The sequence below is a fragment of the Kitasatospora sp. NPDC003701 genome (assembly GCF_053587085.1).
Map to the genome: position 1 here is coordinate 246,160 of NZ_JBSFNM010000002.1, position 19,547 is coordinate 265,706.

A 19,547-nucleotide genomic window follows, 5' to 3' on the forward strand; every position below is an offset into this window, starting at 1 on the left:
GCGTCAGCCGGCCAGCAGCGAGGTGAGCCGCCCGGCCAGCAGGTCCCACCGCCAGGAGCGGTCCACCCAGCGCCGCCCGGCCTCGCCCATCCGCCGGCGCAGCTCCTCGTCGTTCAGCAGCCGGACGATCCGCTCGGCCGCGGCGGCCGGCGAGCCGCCCGGCACCACGTAACCGGTCTCGCCCTCCAGGACGGCGTCCGGCGCGCCGCCGGAGTCCCCCGCCACCACCGGCAGTCCGGTCGCCGAGGCCTCCAGGTAGACGATCCCCAGGCCCTCGACGTCCAGCCCGCCCCGCCGGGTGCGGCAGGGCATCGCGAAGACGTCACCGGCGCCGTAGTGCGCGGGCAGCTCCGACCACGGCACCGCCCCGGTGAACCGGACCGCGGCGCGGACGCCCCGGGCGTCGGCGAGCTTCTCCAGGTCCGCCCGGTAGGGGCCGCCGCCGACGATCAGCAGCACGGTGTCCGGCACCTCGGCGAGGATCTGCGGCATCGCCTCGATCAGGGTGTCCTGGCCCTTGCGCGGCACCAGCCGGGAGACGCAGACCACCACCGGCCGGTCGGCGAGCCCGAGCCGGCGGCGCAGCTCGGCGCCGCCCGAGTCGGGGTGGAAGGTCTGCTCGTCGACCCCCGGCGGCAGCTGCACCATCCGGGCCGCCGCCTGCGGGCCGACCGCGTCGGCGATCCGGGAGCGGGTGTACTCGCCGAGGTAGGTGAGGGTGTCGGTGCCGGCGCCGATCCGGCGCAGCAGCTGCCGGGCCACCGGGAGCTGGGCCCAGGCGGCCTCGTGCCCGTGCGTCATGCCGAGCAGCCGCCGGGCCCCGGCGCGGCGCAGCGCGGGCGCCATCAGCCCGAGCGGGGCGGCCGCACCGAACCAGACCGAGTCGCACTTCTCCGCCCGGAGGATCTCGGCGGCCCGCCGGGTGACCCGCGGTGTGGGAACCATCACCTTCGTCCGGTCGCGGATCACCGGGAACGGCTGTTCGGCGTCGAAGCGGGCGACCTCGCTGCCGTCACGCCAGGTCGAGGCGTAGACCACGACGCTCCCGGCGGGCTGACGGACAGCCATGTTGTGGACGAAGGCCTGGATGCCGCCGGGTCGCGGCGGGAAGTCGTTGGTGACGATCAAGGTCTTGTGCATCAGGCCACGGCTCGCTCGGTCGGGGGGTGCTCGGTGTACCGCTGGGTGATCCGTACGATAGGTCAACACCATGACCCGCCGGGAACGGATCCGCGCACGGCAACCGTTTCACCCCCGGGTCTGTCCTAGTACCTAGGCAGCCGTTGTGGTCCCGCCGAACGTGGCGCCGCGCCCGGCACCGGCCGCCCGGGCGTCCGTCGCGCGACGCCTCCGGTGGGACGTCCGAGACGAACGAGGGAGCGCAGTGGAGTTGGCCCCGGCCACCAAGTCCGGTTCACCCAGCGGCGCCGACGGCCCCGGCACGGCGCTGGCCGTCCGCCAGGAGCCCGTACCGGCCCCCGCAGGCCCCTCCCGGCGCACCGGGGCGCTGTGCGCGCTCGGCGGGACGTGGCTGGCCTCCCGGGCGCTGCTGCTGCTCCTGGTGACCGGTGTGCTGCGGATGGCGGGCGGGGACATCACCACCGACGTCTGGCTGATCTACCACGGCTGGTACGGCGTGCTGCAGACCGGCACCTTCCCGCTGGACGACGTGACCTGGCAGTACCCGCCCGGCGCCGCCCTGGTGATCATGCTGCCCGGCCTGCTGCCCTGGTCGTACGTGGTCTCCTTCTGGGTGATCTGCGGGATCGCCGACGCCGTCGCGATGGCCCTCCTGGTGCGGACCGGACTGCGCAAGGGCCGGGCGCTGACCGGCGCCTGGGTCTGGGTGGCCGGCGTGCCGCTGCTCGGCCCGATGATCTACAACCGGTACGACGTCATCGTCACCGCCGTCGCAGTGGCCGGCCTGCTGGCGCTGATCCGCCGCCCGGCGATCGGCGGGATCCTGCTGGGCCTGGGCGGGATCATCAAGATCTGGCCGCTGATCGGCCTGATCGGCACCCCGTCCGGCCGCCGCACCCGCCGCGCGTGGACCGCCGCCGCGGCCGCCGCCGTCTCGGTGGGCTTCCTGCTCGCGGCCGGGATGAACGGCGCGTTCGAGTTCCTGACCTTCCAGAAGGACCGCGGCGTCGAGGTGGAGTCGGTGGGCGCGCTGCCGCTGCACTTCGCCCGGATGGCCGGAGCCTGGGACGGCCGGGTGACGATGAACTACGGCTCGGTCGAGATGCTCGGGCCGTGGGTGTACGTGGTCGGCAAGGTGATGATGGCCGGCAGCCTGCTGGGCTTCGCCTGGCTGCTGCTCTGGCGCTTCACCGCCAAGCGCCGCAACGCGGCCACCATGTACGACGCGGCGCTGGCCGCGCTGCTGATCTTCACCGTGACCAGCCGGGTGATCAGCCCGCAGTACCTGGTCTGGCTGGTCGGCGTGGCGGCGGTCTGCCTGACCGTGCGCGGCACCAGCCAGCGGCCGGTGGCGCTGCTGATCCTGGCCGCGACGCCGCTGACCCTGCTGGAGTTCCCGCTGCTCTTCAGCGACCTGGTCAACAGCGAGCCCTGGGCCGTCACCACGCTGACCCTGCGCAACCTGCTGCTGCTGGCCGCCACCGCGCTCTCCTGCGTCCGGCTCTGGCGCTCGACCCGCGGGTCGGACCAGCTCCCGCCCACCGTCGTGCTGGACCGCACGGAGCCGGGGTCGGCCACCGGCTACCCGGTGCGCCCGGGGATCGCGTACGAGCAGGACCTGCTGGACGGCATCGACCGGCCGGGTCCGCCGGCCCAGCGGCGCCGCTAGGGCGCCGCTCGGCGGCCGGGCCTACCCCGCCAGCCGGCGGACCTCGGCGATCCAGAGCCCGGTGAACTCGGCCAGCCCGAGCCCCAGCTCGTCCCGCAGGACGCGGTCCGGCCCGGCGCCCGCACCCGCCGCGCCGACCGCCCGGTAGTAGGCGACCAGCCGCTCGGGCCCGTAGCGGCGGGCGATCAGGTCGCAGGCCAGCCAGGACTGCTCGTAGGCCTGGGCGATGCCGGCGGCGCCTGCGGTGAAGTCCCGGTCGGCGGGCAGCGCCGAGGGCACCTTCCCGGCGGCGACGTCACGGGCGAGCTCGGGGGCGATCTGCCGCGGTGAGCGGCCGGAGTCCCGGTAGCCGGTCCAGTCGGCGACGCCCTCGGAGAGCCAGAGCGGCGTCCAGGCACGGGTGTCGGCCCGGGTCGCCACGTGCACCGCCTCGTGGGTGGTCACCACCTGGCGGCCGAAGTCGCTGAGCCCCCGGTAGGCCTCGGGGTTGACCAGCACCCGGTCCGCCGGGGTGTGCCAGGGGGCGCCGGGCGCCGCGGTGGTGACGGCGGCCATGCCGGTCCAGCCGGCCGGGTCGGCGTCCAGCAGCCGGCCGAACTGCTCCTCGGTGGCGGGCAGCTCCAGCAGCAGCCGGCCCGCCCAGGCGGTGCCCCAGAGCGCGGTGACGGCCGGGACGGCCCGGTCGGCCGCGGCCGCGAGCTGCGCCGGGTCCGGCCCGCCATCCAGACCGAGCACCAGGCTGTGTGCGCCGCTCGCCGCCCGGACGGTCCCGAGGTCCCAGAGCGGCGGCGGCCCGCCCGCGCTCTCCTCCCGTTCGACCCGCCAGCCGTCGCCGCCGCGCAGCAGGACCAGCCGGCGCGGGTGGACCACCGGGTACTCGTCGTAGCCGGCCACCCGGACGGTCAGTTCGGCGGTGACGGTGAGCCGGTCCGGCTCGGCGGCCGGCCCGAGCACGAGGTTGCGGTAGGCCGCCTCGACCGGGGGTGCGGACGCTCCGGCGGTCAGTGCCCGGGCCCGCTCGGCCAGCAGCCCGGTCACCTCGCCCCGGTGGTCCGCCACGGAGGCCGCCGGGGCCGCCCGGGGCAGCGAGAGCTGGGCCAGTCCGCCCGCCGCGAGCAGCAGCGCACCGCGCCGGGACAGCACGCGGCGGCGTGCCCCGGGGTCGGCGGGAGGTGTCGGTGCGGGCCGGCTCAGAGCCGGATCACCCCCGCGACGGGCATCGCGTTGACGCTCTCGTAGCGGACCTTGGCACCCGGGTAGGGGGCGTGCACGATCACCCCGCCGCCGGCGTACATGCCGACGTGGTGCATGTCCCGGTAGAAGATCACCAGGTCTCCCGGTCGCGCGTCGGAGATGCTGACCCGCTGGCCGGCGTACGCCTGGGCCTGCGAGGTGCGCGGCAGGGTCACTCCGGCCTGCCGCCAGCTCCAGTACATCAGACCGGAACAGTCGAACGCGCGGGGCCCGGTGGATCCGTACACATAGGGCGAACCGATCATCTTCACGGCGGCGGCCAGCGCGGCGGCGCCGCGTTCGGAGGCGGGCGGGGCGGTGCCCAGGTCGAGCCGGTCGGTGCCGCGGGTGGCGCGCTGCTCGGCCTCGCGGGCGTCCTGGGCCACCATCCGGGCCCGCTCGCCGACCCCCAGGCTGTTGAGCAGCCGCTGTGCCTTGGCCAGCCGCTGCTGGATCTGCTGCTTGCTGTCGGCGAGGGCGCGGCGGGTCTGCTCCAGCTCGGAGAGCTTCACGGAGGTCTCGGCGCGGCGCTGGTCGAGCCGGCGCTGACGGGCCACCACCTCGTGCAGCGTCTCGTTCTGCCGCTCGGCGGCCTGGTCCAGGGCGCGGGCCTTGGAGAGGTAGCCCTCCGGGTCGGAGGAGAGCATCAGCTGGACGGTCTGCGCCATCCCGCCGCCCCGGTACTCGGCGCCGGCCACCGAGGCGAGGTCGCCGCGCAGCTGGTTGAGCTCCTCCTGGCCGACGGCGACCTGCTGCTGGAGCGTGCCGGTCTCGTGCTGGAGGCGCTGCTGGGCGTCCAGGGCCGCGTTGTACTTCTCCGAGGCCTGCTCGGCCTCGTCGTACAGCTGCTCCACCTGCGCCTTGACGTCCTTGCGGTTCGACGGCCCGTCCGGCGCGCCCGGGGCGGCCTGGGCGGCACCACCCGTCGCCACCCCCAGCGCGGTGGTGGCCGCGGCGGTCAGCACCAGCGCGCGGGCGAGCGCGCCCGGCAGGGGGGAACGGCGGTGCACGGCCATACGCCAGTGGCTCCGATCCTGCGACCCGGCCCCGCCGCCGCACCGGAGCGGGCGGCTCTCAAGCGGGAGTCCGGTGGCAGACGTTAGCGAGTCCGGGCGAGCGAGTCCAAACCCCTCCCAACCCGAATATTTGACCCGCAATCGGACACCCGCGCGATCCTGCCCGAAAGCCGCAGGCCCGGCCTCCCACGAGGGGAGACCGGGCCTGCGGAGGCGGACGTCGGATCAGACGCGCACGATGGCCGAGATCGGCAGCATGCTGGCGGTCTCGTAGCGGACGTTCGCGCCGGGCTTCGGCGCGTGGATGACCTGGCCGCCGCCCACGTAGAGGGCGACGTGGCTGCGGTCCGAGCGGTAGATGATCAGGTCACCGGGCTGGGCGTTGGCGATGTTGGTACCGACGTTGGTGCCGATGGTGGCCTGGGCCTGCGAGGTGCGCGGCAGCGACACGTCCGCCTGGGCGTAGGCCCAGCTGGTGAGGCCGGAGCAGTCGAACGAGCCCGGGCCGGAGGCGCCGTAGACGTACGGCGCGCCCAGCTTGCTCTCGGCGGCGGCGATCGCGGCGGCGGCGCGCGAGCCGTTGGCGGCGGGCGCGGACGGCGCGGGGGCCGGGGTGGACGCGGCGGGCTTGGCGGCCGACGACGAGGTCGAGGCGGCCAGGTTGTCGCGGCTGTTGTCGCGCGAGGCCCGGTCGGCGTCCGCCTTCGCCTTGGCCTCGGCCTTGGCGGCGTCCGCCTTGGCCTTCGCCTCGGCGGCGGCCTTCTCCTCGGCCGCGCGCAGCGCCTCGCGCTCCTGCTCGGTCAGCGTGTTGAGCAGGTCCTGGGCCTTCGCCAGCTTGCCCTGGACCTCCTCCTTGGAGGCCTTCAGCTGCTGGGTGGTGGCCTCGAGCTCGCCGAGCTTGCTCTGCGCCTCGTTGCGGTCCTGGTCGAGCCTGCGCTGCTGCTCCTGGAGGTCCTTCAGCGCGTTCGACTGGGTGCTGCCGGCCTGGTTGATGGCACCGGCCTGGGTGAGGAAGCTGTCCGGGCTGGACGAGAGCATCAGCTGGACGGTCGGCGATATGCCGCCGTTGCGGTACTGCTCGCCGGCGATCTCGGCGAGGCCGCCCTGGGCCTCGGTCACCGACGCCTGCTGGCGGGCCACCTTGTCCTGCAGCTCACCGACCTGCTTCTGCAGCTCCTGCTGCTTGGCCTGGGCGCCGTTGAGCTTCTCGGTCGCCTGCTCGGCCTGCTCGTTGAGCTGGTCGACCTGCTCCTTGACCTGGTCCTTGGTCGGCGTCGGGTCGGCGTGGGCGCCGGACTGCGCGGAGAGGGCGACCGCGGCAGCGGCGACACCGGTCAGGATCGAGACCCGGGCGCGGCCGGCGGGCTTGGGACGACGATGGGACGCCACGAAGGCGGACTCCTTCTTCCTACGTCCGCCTACCGGGTGAGCTGACGGGTTCGGGCCGGAAGCGTGCCCTACGACGCCTCACCGACCGTCGTACCGGTCGACCTGGCGCCGATTCACCCCGGAGGAACATGGTTCCCCGGCTCCGTTCCACAGCGCCCCCGACTACTGGGCTCCCCGTCGGGCAGATGTCCTGCCCCGCTGCTTCGCGAACTCGGCGGTAAACCCCCGCCGTCACCCCGGCTGGGTGATCGACTGTGCGGTGGTTCGAGGCACGACCCTAGTAACAGAACCGTGATCCGTTCAAATCCTTGTCAGAAAAATGCCGGAAGAATATCCAAGTTCATTTGTGATTATGACCGGGTGTGATCACCGGCGTACGCGGAGCTGATCGTTTGTCATCGCGCCGCCGCGAACACCGACGCCACCCCCGGTCAGGGGGTGGCGCGGATCACAGGGGCCGAGTCCCGGCCCGTGGGCGTGTCGGTCCGTCAGACCCGGCGGATGGCGTTGATCGGCATCGCGTCGGCCTTCATCACCTTCACCACGTCGCCGGTGTGCGGCGCGTGCACCACCATGCCGTTGCCGATGTACATCCCGACGTGGCTGCGGTCGGCGCGGTAGATGATGAGGTCGCCCGGCTGGGCCTCGGCGAGCGAGGGCACCCGCGAGCCGTAGTTGGCCTGCGCCTGCGAGGTGCGCGGCAGCGTGACGCCGGCCTTCGCGTACGACCAGACCATCAGACCGGAGCAGTCGAAGCCGCTCGGCCCGGTGGCGCCCCACTGGTACGGCGAGCCCTGCTTGCTCATCGCGTTGGCGACGGCCGCCCCGGCCATGCCGCTGGCCTGCGGCAGGCTGCCCAGGTCGGCCCGCTCGCTGCCGCGCGAGGCCCGGTCGGCCTGCTGCTGCGCGGCCTTCAGCGCGGCCCGGTCCGCCGCACTGAGCGAGTTCAGCAGGTCCTGGGCCTCCTTGAGCTTCTTGTTGACCTCGGCCTTGGACTGGTTCAGGTCCTTGGTGGTGCTGTCCAGGGAGGCCAGGATCGCGGCCGCCTCGGTCTTCTGCTGGTCCAGCCGGCGCTGCTGGTCCTGCAGGCCCTTGAGCGCGTCGGCCTGGCTGGAGCTGGCCTGCTGGACGCTGGAGGCCTTGTCCAGGTAGCCGGACGGGTCGGAGGAGAGCATCAGCTGGACGGACGGGTCGATGCCGCCGGTGCGGTACTGCGCACCGGCCACCTCGGCCAGCCCGGCCTGAAGCTGGGTCATCTGGTCCTGGCCGCGAGCCACCTGGTCCTGGAGCTGGTCCGACTGCTTGCGCAGCTGGTCGGCACGCTCCTTGGCACCGTTGTACTTCTCGGTGGCCTGCTCGGCCTCCTCCTGCAGCTGGTCGATCTGCGCCTTCACGTCGTCCTTCTTGGGCGACGGGCTCGGCGCGGCGTGGGCGGCGACCTGGGCGGAGAGGGCGACCGCGGTCGCCGCGGCAGCGGTGAGCACGGAGACCCGCGCGCGGCTCGGCTGCTTGGGACGGCGGTGGGTGGCCAAGAGACCGGCTCCTTCTTCCAACGGGCCTCACCCGATTGAGTGAGAATCCGGAAAATAGGTTTGACGCCAGACCCTAGTGAAGATCCACGCTTTGCGCCACTCCCCCAATGGCGTGAACTTGCGCCCCCCGCCATGACTTCACCGGATCCACACATCCCCGCAAACCGGGCGCTGACCAGGCGTCACTCCGGACTGGACAGCACCCGATCGAGGTCAGGGCCGGGCCAGCCGGTTCAGCAGCAGGACGGAAGCCACGGGGCGCGCGCCCGCCTTCCGCACGCCCTCCGCGACCTCGCGGTCGGCGGAGACCACCACCACCGGACGACCCTGCGGCTCGGCCCGGACCAGGCGGCGGATCAGCTCGTCCGCCGTCTCCCCGGTCCGGCTGAACCGCACCCGGACCCCGCGCGGCGGCGCCATGATCACCGGCACGTCGAGGTCCTGCCCGTCGAACACACAGGTGACCTCCGCCTGCGTGCGCTGGGCCAGCATCGCCAGCCCGCCCAGCAGCCGGATCCGCTGCTGCTCCAGCGGCAGCGTCGGATAGCCGGTCTTGGTCACGTTGTAGCCGTCCACCACCAGGTGGACCTGCGGGATCGCCAGCAACTGGTCGAGCAGCGCCGGGTCGTCCTCGGCCAGCCCGCGCCGCGCCACGTCGTGCGGCGAGGCCGAGCCCGGCACCACCGCCTCCACCAGGTCGGCCGGGCGGATCTGGGAGACCGGCAGCGCCAGCTCCCGCTGGAGCCCCTGCGCCGACTGCAGCACGGTGTCCAGCAGCAGCCGCAGCCGCATGTCCTCGACGCTGCGCCCCTCGCGGGCCGAACGGCGGCCCTGCTCGGCGGCGTTCTCCAGCTCGGAGATCCGGTGCCGCAACCGCCGCGCCTCGCTCTCGCCGGCACCGCGCTCGGCGGCCGACTGCGCCTTCAACGCCTCCAGCTCCCCGGCGAGCCGACGGGCCTCGGCCTGCGCCCGGCGGGTGTCGCTCTCCAGCGAACGCACCTTCTTGCGCAGCGACTCCGCCTCCTTGCGGACGTCCTCCGACTCGGCCCGCTGCCGGTCCAGGTCCGCCCGGGCGGCGGCGCGCACCTCGGCCAGCTCCGCCTGCAGCTTCTCCGCCAGCCGGGCGGCCTCGGCCGCCGCGCCCTCGGCGCCGGCCCGCTCGGCCTCCTCGCCGGCCTCCGCGACCAGCCGGCTCCAGCCCGCCGAGCGCACCAGGTAGGCGGCGGCCGCCACGTCCATCGGATCGGCGGCACCCGGCACGCTGCCCGACTCCAGCGCCCTGACCAGGTCCGGCTGCCCGAGCCGCAGCCGCTCCGCTATCCGCACCCGGAACGCCGGCTCGGACTCCAGCGCCGCGGCGAGCGCGGTGGCGGCGTACTTGGCCCGGCGCGCCGGGGTGAACTTGGCGTACGGGCGCAGCGCCTGCGGCAGCTCCGCCAGCGGCAGCCCGCCGAGCGCGTCGGCGGCAAGGCCCACCACGCGCCGGCGCACCCCCTCGGGCAGCGGCCGGTCGAGCTTCTCGGCCGCGCGGCCTGCCGCCGGCTCCTCACCGCCCGAGCCGCCGGACTCCTCACCGACGGCCTCCTCGGCGGGGGCGCCGGTGCCGGGTGCGGCAGCCTCGACCGCGTCCGGCGCCTGCGCGTCCACAGCGGGCTGCCGCCCCTGCGGCCCGGCGGGCTCCTTCGCTGCGTCCACCACGTCCTCGGCTCCGATCCTCGTCCAGCGGGGTACGGCCGTCGGCCGTACCCCTGGTCGTCACGCTCCGTGCGCTCTGTCTGTATTGTCCCGCGCGGCGGACGGCGGTGCCGCGCACCGTCCACCGCGCGGGGCGGGCATCAAGCCTGCTCGGCGGCCTCGGCGCCCGGACGGGCCACCAGCTCCACCTGGTCCACCGCGTTGCACCAGCGGCAGCGCACCGACTCGATGGTCTCGCTGAGGACCTCGGTCTCCTCCACCTTGGACTCGCCGGCCAGGTCGAAGTGGAGGAACTCGGTCACCCGGGCGGAACGGGTGACGTCGAAGCGGGTCAGGTTGCCGCACAGGGTGCAGCGCCAACGCGTCTCTGCGGTCAGGGCGGGGACGGTCATCGGGGGTCCTCTCGGGTGGTCCCTGGGTGGGCGGAGGCGCTCCCCCCGGAGCCCCGGCATCGGCGGCGGGAGGCGGGAATGCCCGGCCCAAGCCTATTGCCTGAGGCAACCACCCCGGCCACCGGTCACGGCGATCCCGGGGGTGGTCCACCTGCCGTACTACGCGGTGTCGCCCGCGCCGGACGGAGGGATGCTTGGTCGCATGGCGATCCCGGTCCTCGACGACACCGGTGCGCGGGACGGCCGCCCGGCCGCACCCGTCCCCGCCGTCAGCTACGCGCTGATCGCGCTCAACGTCCTGGTCTTCCTGCTCGGCCCGGCGGCCGGGTTCAACCCGCTCTACGGCGGCGGGCAGGACCGGGTCTGCGCGGAGCAGCGGTACGAGCAGCGGTGGGGCGCCGTCCCGGCCGAGCTGCTCGCCGGGCGCCCGCTGAGCGCCGAGCAGCTGGCCGAGGCACCCGATCCGGTACCGGGGTGCCCGGCCGCCCCGACCCCGGGCAAGCACCCGGCCCTGTCGGTCCTCAGCTCGCTCTTCGTGCACGCCGGCTGGCTGCACCTGGTGGGCAACCTGCTCTTCCTCCAGGTGTTCGGCCCCACCATCGAGGAGCGCCTCGGCCGGGCCCGGTTCGCCCTCTTCTACCTGGCGGCCGGCTCGCTGGCCACCTACGGCTTCGCGCTGGCCGAGGCGCACTCGGCGAACTCGACCCGGGTGCTGATCGGCGCCTCGGGGGCGATCGCCGCCGTGCTCGGCGCCTACCTGCGGCTGCACCCGCGCGCCCGGGTGACCACGCTCGTCCCGCTGCTGCTCTTCCTGCCGCTGCGGTTCCCGGCCTGGCTGGTGCTCGGCCTCTGGTTCGCACTGCAGTGGTGGTCGGTGCACTCGGCCGGACCCGGCGTCGCCTACCTGTGCCATGTGATCGGCTTCTCGGCGGGCTTCCTGTACGCCTGCACGCTGGCCACCCGCCCCTCGCGACGGCCCGGCTGACGCCCGATACCCTGGCGACACCTCACAAAGGAGCCCAAAAAGTGATCACCGCCATCGTCCTGATCAAGACCAGCGTCGACCGCATCCCGGAGATCGCCGAGGCGATCGCGGCCATCGAGGGCGTCAGCGAGGTCTACTCGGTCACCGGCGGCTACGACCTGGTGGCGATGGTGCGGGTACGCCGGCACGACGACCTGGCCGACGTGATCCCCGGCCGGCTGAACAAGGTCCCGGGCGTGGCCCACACCGAGACCCAGATCGCCTTCCGCACCTACTCCCAGCACGACCTGGAGACCGCCTTCGCACTCGGCCTGGGCGAGTAGCCGGTCCCGCTCAGACCGCGCGACGGCCCCTGTCGACCTGCACGGTGGCGACGCAGCGGCCGCCCTCGTTGCGGTAGTTCCAGGCCGCGCCGTCCGTGACCAGCTCGCGGACGGCGGTCAGGAACCGGTCGATGTGCTCGTCCGGGGTGCCCGCGCCGAAGCTGACCCGGATCGCGTTCAGGCTGCGCTCCCCCGGCAGCGACGACTCCGGGGCGCCGCACTCGGACGGCGCCACGTCCTCGTCACCGAGCAGGGTGCGCACCAGCGGGTGCGCACAGAACAGCCCGTCGCGCACCCCGATGCCGTACTCGGCGGAGAGCGCCGCCGAGAAGTGCGAGCTGTTCCAGCCCTGGACGACGAAGGAGAGCACGCCCACCCGGGCCGAGTCGGCGCCGAACAGGTTCAGCACCCGCACCTGCGGGACCTCCGCCAGGCCGGCCGTCAGCCGGGCGATCAGCTGCTGCTCCCGGGCCTCCAGCGCGTCGAAGCCGGCCTCGGTCAGCGCCCGGCAGGCCGAGGCGATGGAGTAGGCGCCGATCACGTTCGGCGAACCGGCCTCGTGCCGGGCCGGGCCGGTGTGCCACTGCACGGCCACCGAGCCGTCGGCCTCGCGGGCCACCGTCCGGGTCGCACCGCCGCCGGCCAGGTACGGCTCGGCCTCGTCCAGCCAGTCCGCCCGGCCGGCCAGCACCCCGGCGCCGAACGGCGCGTAGATCTTGTGCCCCGAGAAGGCGATCCAGTCCACGCCCAGCTCGCGCACCGAGACCCGGTGGTGCGGGGCGAGCTGCGCGGCGTCCAGCACCACCCGGGCGCCGTGCCGGTGGGCGGTCTCGGTCAGCTCGGCGACCGGCCAGAGCTCACCGGTGACGTTGGAGGCGCCGGTGACGCAGAGCAGCTTGGGGCCCTCGGGGGCCTCGGCCAGCGCGGCGTCCAGGGCGGCGACCGCCTCGGCGCGCGAGCGCGGGGCGCGCAGGTAGGTGACGCTCAGCCCGGCGTGGCGCCAGGGCAGCAGCGAGGCGTGGTGCTCGGTCTCGAAGGCGAACACCCGGGTACCGGCCGGGACGGCGCCGGCCAGCAGGTTCAGCGAGTCGGTGGTGGCCCGGGTGAAGACCACCTGGTCGCCCTCACGCAGGTCGAGGAAGTCCGCGACGGTGCGGCGGCTCTGCTCGAAGAGGTCGGTGGAGAGCTGCGAGAGGTAGCCGGCGCCCCGGTGCACGCTGCCGTAGTAGGGGGCGTAGGCGGCGACGTCGTCCCAGACCCGCTGGAGCGCCGGGGAGCTGGCGGCGTAGTCGAGCGCGGCGTAGGTGACCTTGTCACCGTTGACCAGCGGGACCTCGACATCGTGGCCGAGGACGGGGAGCGGGGCGCAGATTTCGGTGGCGACGGACATGAGGATGCACTCCTTCGACGGGTAAGGACCCCGGGAGTGCGTATCAGCCGGCGTCCGCGCTTGTCGCGCGGACGGATTGCCGCGAGACCCGGTCCTCACCCAGGGCACCCCGCCACGGACGGAGGGTTGCCGGACAGCCAGCTGGGGCTTTGCGCTGTCACTCATGACCTGGCGAAGACTCTAGGTCGCGTCCGCCGAGTGGTCAAACAACGGTCCACCATCCGGACGGCGCCGTCGCCCGCTCGCCTCCGGGCCGCTCTCGTCCGGTACCCACGGTCCGACGCCGCCCTCCCCCCAGGGCCTGCGGGGCGCGCGAAGGGCCCGCGGAGGGCGTCCCCCCGCGGGCCCCAACAGTCGCTTCACGCCCTGGCGGTGGCCTCCGACCAGCGACGCAGCAGGTCCTGGGCGGCACCCGAGTCGATGGCCGCCGCGGCCCGCTCCATCCCGGCCGCCAGCTGCTCGGTGAGCGGTGCGTCGGTGAGGTCCAGCGCCACCAGCGCCGTCGCCGTGTTCATCAGGACGGCGTCCCGCACCGGCCCGCGCTCCCCGGCCAGCAGCCGGCGCGCGACGTCCGCGTTGAACGCCGGGTCCCCGCCGCGCAGCGACTCGATGCCGACCAGCTCGATGCCGACCTCACGCGGGTCGAAGGAGGTCTCGGTGACCTCGCCGTCGCGCACGATCCAGACCCGCGAGGTGGTGGTGATGGTCAGCTCGTCCAGGCCGTCGTCGCCGCGGAAGACCAGCGCGGTGGATCCGCGCCGGGCCAGCACCCCGGCGATCAGGGAGGCCAGCCGGGTGTCGAAGCAGCCGATCGCGTGCGCGGTCACCTTGGCCGGGTTGGTCAGCGGGCCGAGGGTGTTGAACGCGGTGGGCACCCCGAGGCCGCTGCGGGCCGGGGCGGTGTGCCGCATCGCGGGGTGGAACTTGGCCGCGAAGCAGAAGGTCAGCCCGACCTCCTCGGCGACCTCGGCGACCCGCCGGGCCGAGAGGTCCAGATTGACGCCGAGCTTCTCCAGCACGTCCGAGGAGCCGCTCGCCGAGGAGGCGGCCCGGTTGCCGTGCTTGACCACCTTGGCGCCGGCCGCCGCCGCGACGATCGCCGACATGGTCGAGATGTTGACGGTCTTCGCCCGGTCGCCGCCGGTGCCCACGATGTCCACCGCCGGACCGGGGATGGAGAGCGGTTCGGCGTGCGCGTACATCGAGTCCACCAGGCCGACGATCTCGTCGACCGTCTCGCCCTTGGCCCGCAGGGCGACCATGAAGCCCGCCATCTGGACCGCGGAGGCCTCGCCGCTCATGATCCGGTCCATCGCCCAGGCGGTGTCCGCCCGGTCCAGGTCCTCGCCCCGCAGCAGCGACGAGAGGATGTCCGGCCAGGTGCGGACCACCTGCACGGGGTCCTTGCCGCCGTTCGCAGGGTTCACGTTCACCATGGCTGACTCCAGCTCTTGTCGGTTCCCCGAGGGGATGTCCGTACGGATGGAGTCAGCCTATCGAGCGGCGGGGCGCCACCGCCCCGCCGCCGCCTTCACTTCTCTCGTACTGAGACGCGCCCCTAGCGGGTGGCCGGCGCCCGCTTCGCCAGCCGGGCCCGGAGCAGGGTGGCGGCCGCCTCGGCCAACGCCACCGGGTCCACCGGGTGGGAGATGGCCGCGTCGGCCCGGCTCCAGGCGGCCAGCCAGGAGTCCTGCGGCCGGCCGATCAGCACCAGCAGCGGCGGGCAGCCGTAGATCTCGTCCTTCAACTGCCGGGCGAGCCCCAGGCCACCGGCCGGCACCGCCTCGCCGTCCAGCACGCAGAGGTCCACGCCACCCTTCTCCAGTGCCTTCAGCACCGCGGGGGTCGTCGCGCACTCCAGGTAGGTCAGCTCCGGCAGGTCCTCGGCGGGCCGGCGGCCGAGGGCCGTCAGCACCTGCTCGCGGGTGTTGCGGTCGTGGCTGTAGACGAGAACGGTCAGCGTCTCGTCGGTGGTGTACGCCATGGGCCCTGCTCCCTCAAGTGTGATCCGGACCACGTTCGCCTCAACCCGGATGCTACTCCCGATCACCGCCCGCCGAGTCACTCCCGCGCGATCCTTCTCAAGCCGCCGCGCCCACGACTCACCCGCTCGGAGGACAGCCCGTCACCCCCGACGGCGCGGTCCACCCGTACGGCCGACGCGACGGCCGTTTCCTTACTCCCGGCCGTCCCCGAAGGGGTGGAGCGACACGCAGGGCATCAGGGTCGAAGGTGCCTTCGAAGAACCGTCAGAAAAGGGACACGCCGCTGCTCAGCCCCCGTCCGGACGCCCCGTCGGCCGTCACCGGGGCATACCGCACGCACCGGACACTCCGAGGGACACCCCCCGGCGTGAAGACGGAATAAGGGACCGACATAATGTCCGTCGTGGCGACAGCAACAGCAGTAGAAACCGGGCACGCGCACGGATCGGTCAACCGGCCGAACATGGTCAGCGTCGGAACGATCGTCTGGCTCAGTTCCGAGTTGATGTTCTTCGCGGCCCTCTTCGCGATGTACTTCACGCTCCGCTCCGTCAAGGGAGCCGAGTTCTGGAGCGAGAAGGCGCACGCCCTCAACGTGCCCTTCTCCTCGGTCAACACCACGATCCTGGTGCTCTCCTCCCTCACCTGCCAGCTCGGCGTGTTCGCTGCCGAGCGCGGGGACGTGAAGAAGCTCCGCTCGTGGTTCGTCATCACCTTCGTGATGGGCGCGATCTTCATCGGCGGCCAGATCTTCGAGTACACCGAGCTGGTCAAGAAGGACGGCCTCTCGCTGTCCTCCGACCCGTACGGCACGGTGTTCTACCTGACCACCGGCTTCCACGGTATGCACGTGACGGGTGGTCTGATCGCCTTCCTGCTGGTCCTCGGACGGACGTACGCAGCCAAGCGCTTCACGCACGAGCAGGCCACCGCCGCCATCGTGGTGTCGTACTACTGGCACTTCGTCGACGTCGTGTGGATCGGCCTGTTCGCGACCATCTACCTGATCAAGTAACCAGCTGATCAGGTCGCTGGCCACCGGCCCCGGGTCCCGCCCTCACCGGCGACGGCCCGATTTGCCGGTGCCTACGCTCCCAACCGACCGACCGCGCGCGCAGCCCTAGACAGGCCGCCTCGTGCCGGCCAGACCGGCCGCCGGGTGCACCCACCAGTCGACCAGATCCTGACACCGGGGTTATTCCGTGAAAAAGCTCTCCGCACGACGGCGCCACCCATTGGCGGCGCTGGTCGTCCTACTTCTCGCCCTGGCGGCAACCGGGGGGCTGTACGCCGCGTTCGCGCCCGCCGACAAGGCGCAGGCCGACGTCGCCGCGCAGTCGCTCGCGATCGATGAGGGCAAGAAGCTCTTCGCCGTGGGCTGCTCCTCCTGCCACGGCCTGAACGGCCAGGGCAGCAGCGACGGCCCCAGCCTGGTCGGCGTCGGCTCCGCCGCGGTCGACTTCCAGGTCGGCACCGGCCGCATGCCGGCCCAGCAGCCCGGCGCCCAGGTCCCGAGCAAGAAGAACATCTACTCGCAGGCGGAGATCGACCAGCTCGCCGCCTTCGTGGCTTCGCTCGGCCCCGGCCCGGTGATCCCGACCGAGGAGCAGTACACCTCGACCAACCCCGAGGACCTGTCCAAGGGTGGCGAGCTGTTCCGCACCAACTGCGCCCAGTGCCACAACTTCGCCGGTCAGGGCGGTGCCCTGACCAAGGGCAAGTACGCCCCGTCGCTGGAGGGTGTGGACGCCAAGCACATCTACGAGGCCATGCAGACCGGCCCGCAGAACATGCCGTCCTTCCCGGACACCACCATGCCCGAGGAGCAGAAGAAGCAGATCGTGGCCTTCGTCCGCCACACCACCAACGATGAGCCCAACCCCGGCGGTCTCACGCTCGGCAGCCTCGGTCCGGTGACCGAGGGCCTGTTCGGCTGGATCTTCGGTCTCGGCGCGCTCATCGCGGTCGCGATCTGGGTCGCCGCCCACACCACCAAGGCCAAGAAGTCATGAGCCAGGACATGTCAGAAGAGAAGCTCCCGGAGTCGCACGGCTCCGCCGGGCACCACGAGGTGGCCGCCCACGGCGATCCGTTCGCCGACCCGGGCCTGCCGGCCCACGAACCGCGTCGCACCGACATCGACGAGCGGGCCGCCAAGCGGGCCGAGCGTCAGGTCTCGCTGATGTTCGTGGTCTCGATGCTCGCCACCGTGGGCTTCATCGCCTCCTACGTGGCCATCGACCCGGACAAGATCGTCTTCATCTGGCCGCTGGGCCACATCAGCGCGCTGAACTTCGCGCTGGGGATGACGCTCGGCGTCGCGCTGTTCTGCATCGGCGCGGGCGCGGTCCACTGGGCCCGCACCCTGATGTCGGACCACGAGATCCCGGCCGAGCGTCACCCGATCGAGGCCGACGACGAGGTCCGCGCGGACGTCATCGAGCAGTTCAGGACCGGCGCCGCCGAGTCCGGCTTCGGCCGCCGCAAGATGATCCGCAACACCCTCATCGGTTCGATGGCGCTGGTGCCGCTCTCCGGCGTGGTGCTGCTGCGCGACCTCGGGCCGCTGCCCGAGGACAAGCTGGCGCACACCGGCTGGCGCGAGGCCACCGACGCCAAGCCGCTGCAGCTCATCAACATGAACACCAACCAGCCGATGAAGGCCGAAGACCTCATCGTCGGCTCGCTGACCTTCGCCATGCCGGAGGGTCTGAGCACGCACGACGAGGACTTCCAGCAGCAGATCGCCAAGGACGCCCTGATGCTGGTGCGCATCGCGCCGGAGGACATCAAGGACACCGAGTCCCGGGAGAAGGGCTTCGAGGGCATCCTCGCCTACTCCAAGATCTGCACCCACGTCGGCTGCCCGATCAGCCTGTACGAGCAGCAGACCCACCACGCGCTCTGCCCCTGCCACCAGTCGACCTTCGACCTGGCGGACGGCGCGCGCGTCATCTTCGGCCCGGCCGGCCACCCGCTGCCGCAGCTGAAGATCACCACTGACGAGAAGGGCTTCCTGGTCGCCACCGGCGACTTCGACGAGCCCGTCGGCCCGAGCTACTGGGAGCGTGCTCGATGAGTAGCGCGAGCAGCACCACCTCCGGTGCCGCCAAGCCCGCCGGCAGCACGCGTGCCAAGCCCGCCAACAAGTGGGAGCAGGCTGCTGACTGGACGGACGGCCGGCTGGGGATCTACTCCCTCGCCAAGGCCAACCTGCGGAAGATCTTCCCGGACCACTGGTCCTTCATGCTGGGCGAGATCTGCCTCTACACCTTCGTCATCATCATCCTGACGGGCGTCTACCTGACGCTCTTCTTCAAGCCCAGCATGGGCGAGGTCATCTACGACGGCTCGTACGTCCCGCTCAAGGGCATCCCGATGTCCGAGGCGTACGCGTCGACGGTGGACATCAGCTTCGAGGTCCGCGGCGGTCTGCTGGTCCGCCAGATCCACCACTGGGCCGCGCTGGTCTTCGTGGCCGCGATGCTCGTGCACATGATGCGCGTGTTCTTCACCGGCGCGTTCCGCAAGCCGCGTGAGATCAACTGGGTCTTCGGCTTCCTGCTGCTGGTCCTGGGCATGTTCGACGGCTTCTTCGGCTACTCGCTGCCCGACGACCTGCTCTCCGGTACCGGTATCCGCTTCATGGAAGGCGCGATCCTCGCCGTCCCGCTGGTGGGCACCTACATCCAGATGTTCCTGTTCGGCGGCGAGTTCCCCGGCCACGACATCGTGCCGCGGTTCTTCACCATCCACGTGCTGCTGATCCCCGGCATCATGCTCGGCCTGCTGGTCGCGCACCTGATCCTGGTCTTCTACCACAAGCACACCCAGTGGGCGGGCCCGGGCAAGACCGAGAAGAACGTCGTCGGCATGCCGCTGATGCCGGTCTACATGGCCAAGGCCGGTGGCTTCTTCTTCCTGGTCTTCGGTCTCATCGCCGCCATCTCGGCGATCGCCACGATCAACCCGATCTGGGCGTACGGCCCCTACCGCCCCGACCAGGTGTCCACGGACGCCCAGCCGGACTGGTACATGGGCTTCTCCGAGGGCCTGATCCGCGTCATGCCGGGCTGGGAGATCGGTCTGTGGGGCCACACCCTGAACCTGGGTGTGTTCGTCCCGCTGATGATCTTCCCGCTGGTCCTGGTCGCGATCGCGGTCTACCCGTTCATCGAGTCCTGGGTCACCGGCGACAAGCGCGAGCACCACATCCTGGACCGCCCGCGCAACGCCCCGGTCCGCACCGCGCTGGGTGCCGCCTGGATCAGCCTGTACCTGGTGCTGCTGGTCGGCGGTGGCAACGACCTGTTCGCCACCCACCTGCACCTGTCGATCAACGACATCACGTACTTCGTCCGCGTGGGCTTCTTCGTGGTGCCGGTGCTGACCTTCATCGCGACCAAGCGCTGGTGCCTCGGCCTCCAGCGCCGCGACAAGGAGAAGGTGCTGCACGGCCGCGAGACGGGCGTCATCAAGCGCCTGCCGCACGGCGAGTTCGTCGAGGTGCACGCCCAGCTGCCGCAGGCCGACCTGCACAAGCTCACCTCGCACGAGCAGCCGCCCGTGTTCGAGCTGCCGGCCGAGACGGACGAGAACGGCGTGGCCTCCAAGGCCGGGCTGCTCACCCGCACCCGGGCGAAGCTCTCCCGCGGCTTCTACGGCGAAGGCAGCCGGATCCCCAAGCCGACCGCCGAGGAGCACCACGAGATCACCAGCGGCCACGGCCACCACTGATCCCGTACGCACCCCCGCGTCACACCCGAGGGCCGCTGACCAGAGTTCTTCCTGGTCGGCG

At 72.4% G+C, this 19,547-nt stretch carries 17 protein-coding genes and 2 riboswitches; of the genes, 7 read left to right on the forward strand and 10 right to left on the reverse strand.

Features of this window, described 5'->3' with window-relative positions; genetic code table 11:
* Positions 1 to 3: 3 nt before the first annotated feature.
* Positions 4 to 1,140: a glycosyltransferase family 4 protein gene (locus ACWDRR_RS03240; protein ID WP_449770449.1), complete on the reverse strand. Its 1,137-nt coding sequence runs from the start codon at positions 1,138 to 1,140 to the stop codon at positions 4 to 6.
* Positions 1,141 to 1,384: 244 nt separating this feature from the next.
* Between ACWDRR_RS03240 and ACWDRR_RS03245 the strand changes: the two genes are divergently transcribed.
* Positions 1,385 to 2,809 (forward strand): glycosyltransferase 87 family protein, encoded by a 1,425-nt coding sequence (locus tag ACWDRR_RS03245; protein ID WP_449770450.1) that lies wholly within the window; start codon positions 1,385 to 1,387, stop codon positions 2,807 to 2,809.
* A 21-nt stretch (positions 2,810 to 2,830) separates the two neighbouring features.
* On the opposite strand, the gene ACWDRR_RS03250 is transcribed toward ACWDRR_RS03245, so the two are convergent.
* The 6 genes from ACWDRR_RS03250 to ACWDRR_RS03275 form a co-directional block, all read right to left on the reverse strand.
* On the reverse strand, positions 2,831 to 3,952 hold the full coding sequence (locus tag ACWDRR_RS03250; protein ID WP_449770451.1) for a hypothetical protein: 1,122 nt from the start codon (positions 3,950 to 3,952) through the stop codon (positions 2,831 to 2,833).
* Between the two features lie 47 nt (positions 3,953 to 3,999).
* Positions 4,000 to 5,058, reverse strand: a complete 1,059-nt coding sequence (locus tag ACWDRR_RS03255; protein ID WP_449770452.1) for an NlpC/P60 family protein — start codon at positions 5,056 to 5,058, stop codon at positions 4,000 to 4,002.
* 225 nt (positions 5,059 to 5,283) lie between these two features.
* Positions 5,284 to 6,447, reverse strand: a complete 1,164-nt coding sequence (locus ACWDRR_RS03260; protein WP_449770453.1) for an NlpC/P60 family protein — start codon at positions 6,445 to 6,447, stop codon at positions 5,284 to 5,286.
* 10 nt (positions 6,448 to 6,457) lie between these two features.
* Positions 6,458 to 6,612: riboswitch (cyclic di-AMP (ydaO/yuaA leader) on the reverse strand.
* Positions 6,613 to 6,935: 323 nt separating this feature from the next.
* The gene (locus tag ACWDRR_RS03265) at positions 6,936 to 7,979 is read right to left on the reverse strand and encodes an NlpC/P60 family protein (protein WP_449770454.1); all 1,044 of its coding nucleotides are present in this window, start codon (positions 7,977 to 7,979) and stop codon (positions 6,936 to 6,938) included.
* Between the two features lie 213 nt (positions 7,980 to 8,192).
* A complete protein-coding gene (locus ACWDRR_RS03270) occupies positions 8,193 to 9,677 on the reverse strand; it encodes an NYN domain-containing protein (RefSeq protein WP_449770455.1) in 1,485 nt (494 codons plus the stop codon).
* 137 nt (positions 9,678 to 9,814) lie between these two features.
* Positions 9,815 to 10,066, reverse strand: coding sequence for a hypothetical protein (locus ACWDRR_RS03275; RefSeq protein ID WP_449770456.1), 252 nt, complete (start codon positions 10,064 to 10,066; stop codon positions 9,815 to 9,817).
* 202 nt (positions 10,067 to 10,268) lie between these two features.
* Here ACWDRR_RS03275 and ACWDRR_RS03280 point away from each other — a divergent pair, with 202 nt between their 5' ends.
* Together ACWDRR_RS03280 and ACWDRR_RS03285 are read left to right on the forward strand one after the other, a co-directional pair.
* A complete protein-coding gene (locus ACWDRR_RS03280) occupies positions 10,269 to 11,051 on the forward strand; it encodes a rhomboid family intramembrane serine protease (RefSeq protein WP_449770457.1) in 783 nt (260 codons plus the stop codon).
* Between the two features lie 41 nt (positions 11,052 to 11,092).
* Positions 11,093 to 11,374, forward strand: coding sequence for an Lrp/AsnC ligand binding domain-containing protein (locus ACWDRR_RS03285; RefSeq protein WP_449770458.1), 282 nt, complete (start codon positions 11,093 to 11,095; stop codon positions 11,372 to 11,374).
* A 10-nt stretch (positions 11,375 to 11,384) separates the two neighbouring features.
* Here ACWDRR_RS03285 and ACWDRR_RS03290 read toward each other — a convergent pair whose 3' ends face one another.
* From ACWDRR_RS03290 to ACWDRR_RS03300, 3 genes are all read right to left on the reverse strand, one after another.
* A complete protein-coding gene (locus tag ACWDRR_RS03290) occupies positions 11,385 to 12,764 on the reverse strand; it encodes an aminotransferase class V-fold PLP-dependent enzyme (RefSeq protein WP_449770459.1) in 1,380 nt (459 codons plus the stop codon).
* Positions 12,765 to 12,815: 51 nt separating this feature from the next.
* Positions 12,816 to 12,933: riboswitch (SAM riboswitch) on the reverse strand.
* Positions 12,934 to 13,123: 190 nt separating this feature from the next.
* Positions 13,124 to 14,200, reverse strand: coding sequence for an anthranilate phosphoribosyltransferase (trpD, locus tag ACWDRR_RS03295; RefSeq protein WP_449770460.1), 1,077 nt, complete (start codon positions 14,198 to 14,200; stop codon positions 13,124 to 13,126).
* A gap of 122 nt (positions 14,201 to 14,322) precedes the next feature.
* Complete coding sequence (locus tag ACWDRR_RS03300) at positions 14,323 to 14,748, reverse strand: hypothetical protein (RefSeq protein WP_449770461.1); 426 nt, start codon at positions 14,746 to 14,748, stop codon at positions 14,323 to 14,325.
* 395 nt (positions 14,749 to 15,143) lie between these two features.
* On the opposite strand from ACWDRR_RS03300, the gene ctaE reads away from it, so the two are divergent.
* The 4 genes from ctaE (at position 15,144) to qcrB (ending at position 19,486) form a co-directional block, all read left to right on the forward strand.
* Positions 15,144 to 15,764 (forward strand): aa3-type cytochrome oxidase subunit III, encoded by a 621-nt coding sequence (gene ctaE / locus ACWDRR_RS03305; RefSeq protein WP_073923280.1) that lies wholly within the window; start codon positions 15,144 to 15,146, stop codon positions 15,762 to 15,764.
* Positions 15,765 to 15,951: 187 nt separating this feature from the next.
* Positions 15,952 to 16,761, forward strand: a complete 810-nt coding sequence (gene qcrC / locus ACWDRR_RS03310; protein WP_449770462.1) for a cytochrome bc1 complex diheme cytochrome c subunit — start codon at positions 15,952 to 15,954, stop codon at positions 16,759 to 16,761.
* On the forward strand, positions 16,758 to 17,828 hold the full coding sequence (qcrA, locus tag ACWDRR_RS03315; protein WP_449770463.1) for a cytochrome bc1 complex Rieske iron-sulfur subunit: 1,071 nt from the start codon (positions 16,758 to 16,760) through the stop codon (positions 17,826 to 17,828). The genes qcrC and qcrA overlap by 4 nt, the downstream gene beginning before the upstream one ends.
* Complete coding sequence (gene qcrB, locus ACWDRR_RS03320) at positions 17,825 to 19,486, forward strand: cytochrome bc1 complex cytochrome b subunit (protein WP_449770464.1); 1,662 nt, start codon at positions 17,825 to 17,827, stop codon at positions 19,484 to 19,486. Before qcrA ends, qcrB begins: the two co-directional genes overlap by 4 nt.
* Positions 19,487 to 19,547: the final 61 nt, after the last annotated feature.

Coding starts and splice junctions, on each gene's coding strand:
- ACWDRR_RS03240 (WP_449770449.1), bottom strand. CDS start 1,140: ATGCACAAGACCTTGATCGTCACCAACGACTTCCCGCCGCGACCCGGC.
- ACWDRR_RS03255 (WP_449770452.1), bottom strand. CDS start 5,058: ATGGCCGTGCACCGCCGTTCCCCCCTGCCGGGCGCGCTCGCCCGCGCG.
- ACWDRR_RS03275 (WP_449770456.1), bottom strand. CDS start 10,066: ATGACCGTCCCCGCCCTGACCGCAGAGACGCGTTGGCGCTGCACCCTG.
- ACWDRR_RS03280 (WP_449770457.1), top strand. CDS start 10,269: ATGGCGATCCCGGTCCTCGACGACACCGGTGCGCGGGACGGCCGCCCG.
- ACWDRR_RS03290 (WP_449770459.1), bottom strand. CDS start 12,764: ATGTCCGTCGCCACCGAAATCTGCGCCCCGCTCCCCGTCCTCGGCCAC.
- trpD (WP_449770460.1), bottom strand. CDS start 14,200: ATGGTGAACGTGAACCCTGCGAACGGCGGCAAGGACCCCGTGCAGGTG.
- ACWDRR_RS03300 (WP_449770461.1), bottom strand. CDS start 14,748: ATGGCGTACACCACCGACGAGACGCTGACCGTTCTCGTCTACAGCCAC.
- ctaE (WP_073923280.1), top strand. CDS start 15,144: ATGTCCGTCGTGGCGACAGCAACAGCAGTAGAAACCGGGCACGCGCAC.
- qcrA (WP_449770463.1), top strand. CDS start 16,758: ATGAGCCAGGACATGTCAGAAGAGAAGCTCCCGGAGTCGCACGGCTCC.
- qcrB (WP_449770464.1), top strand. CDS start 17,825: ATGAGTAGCGCGAGCAGCACCACCTCCGGTGCCGCCAAGCCCGCCGGC.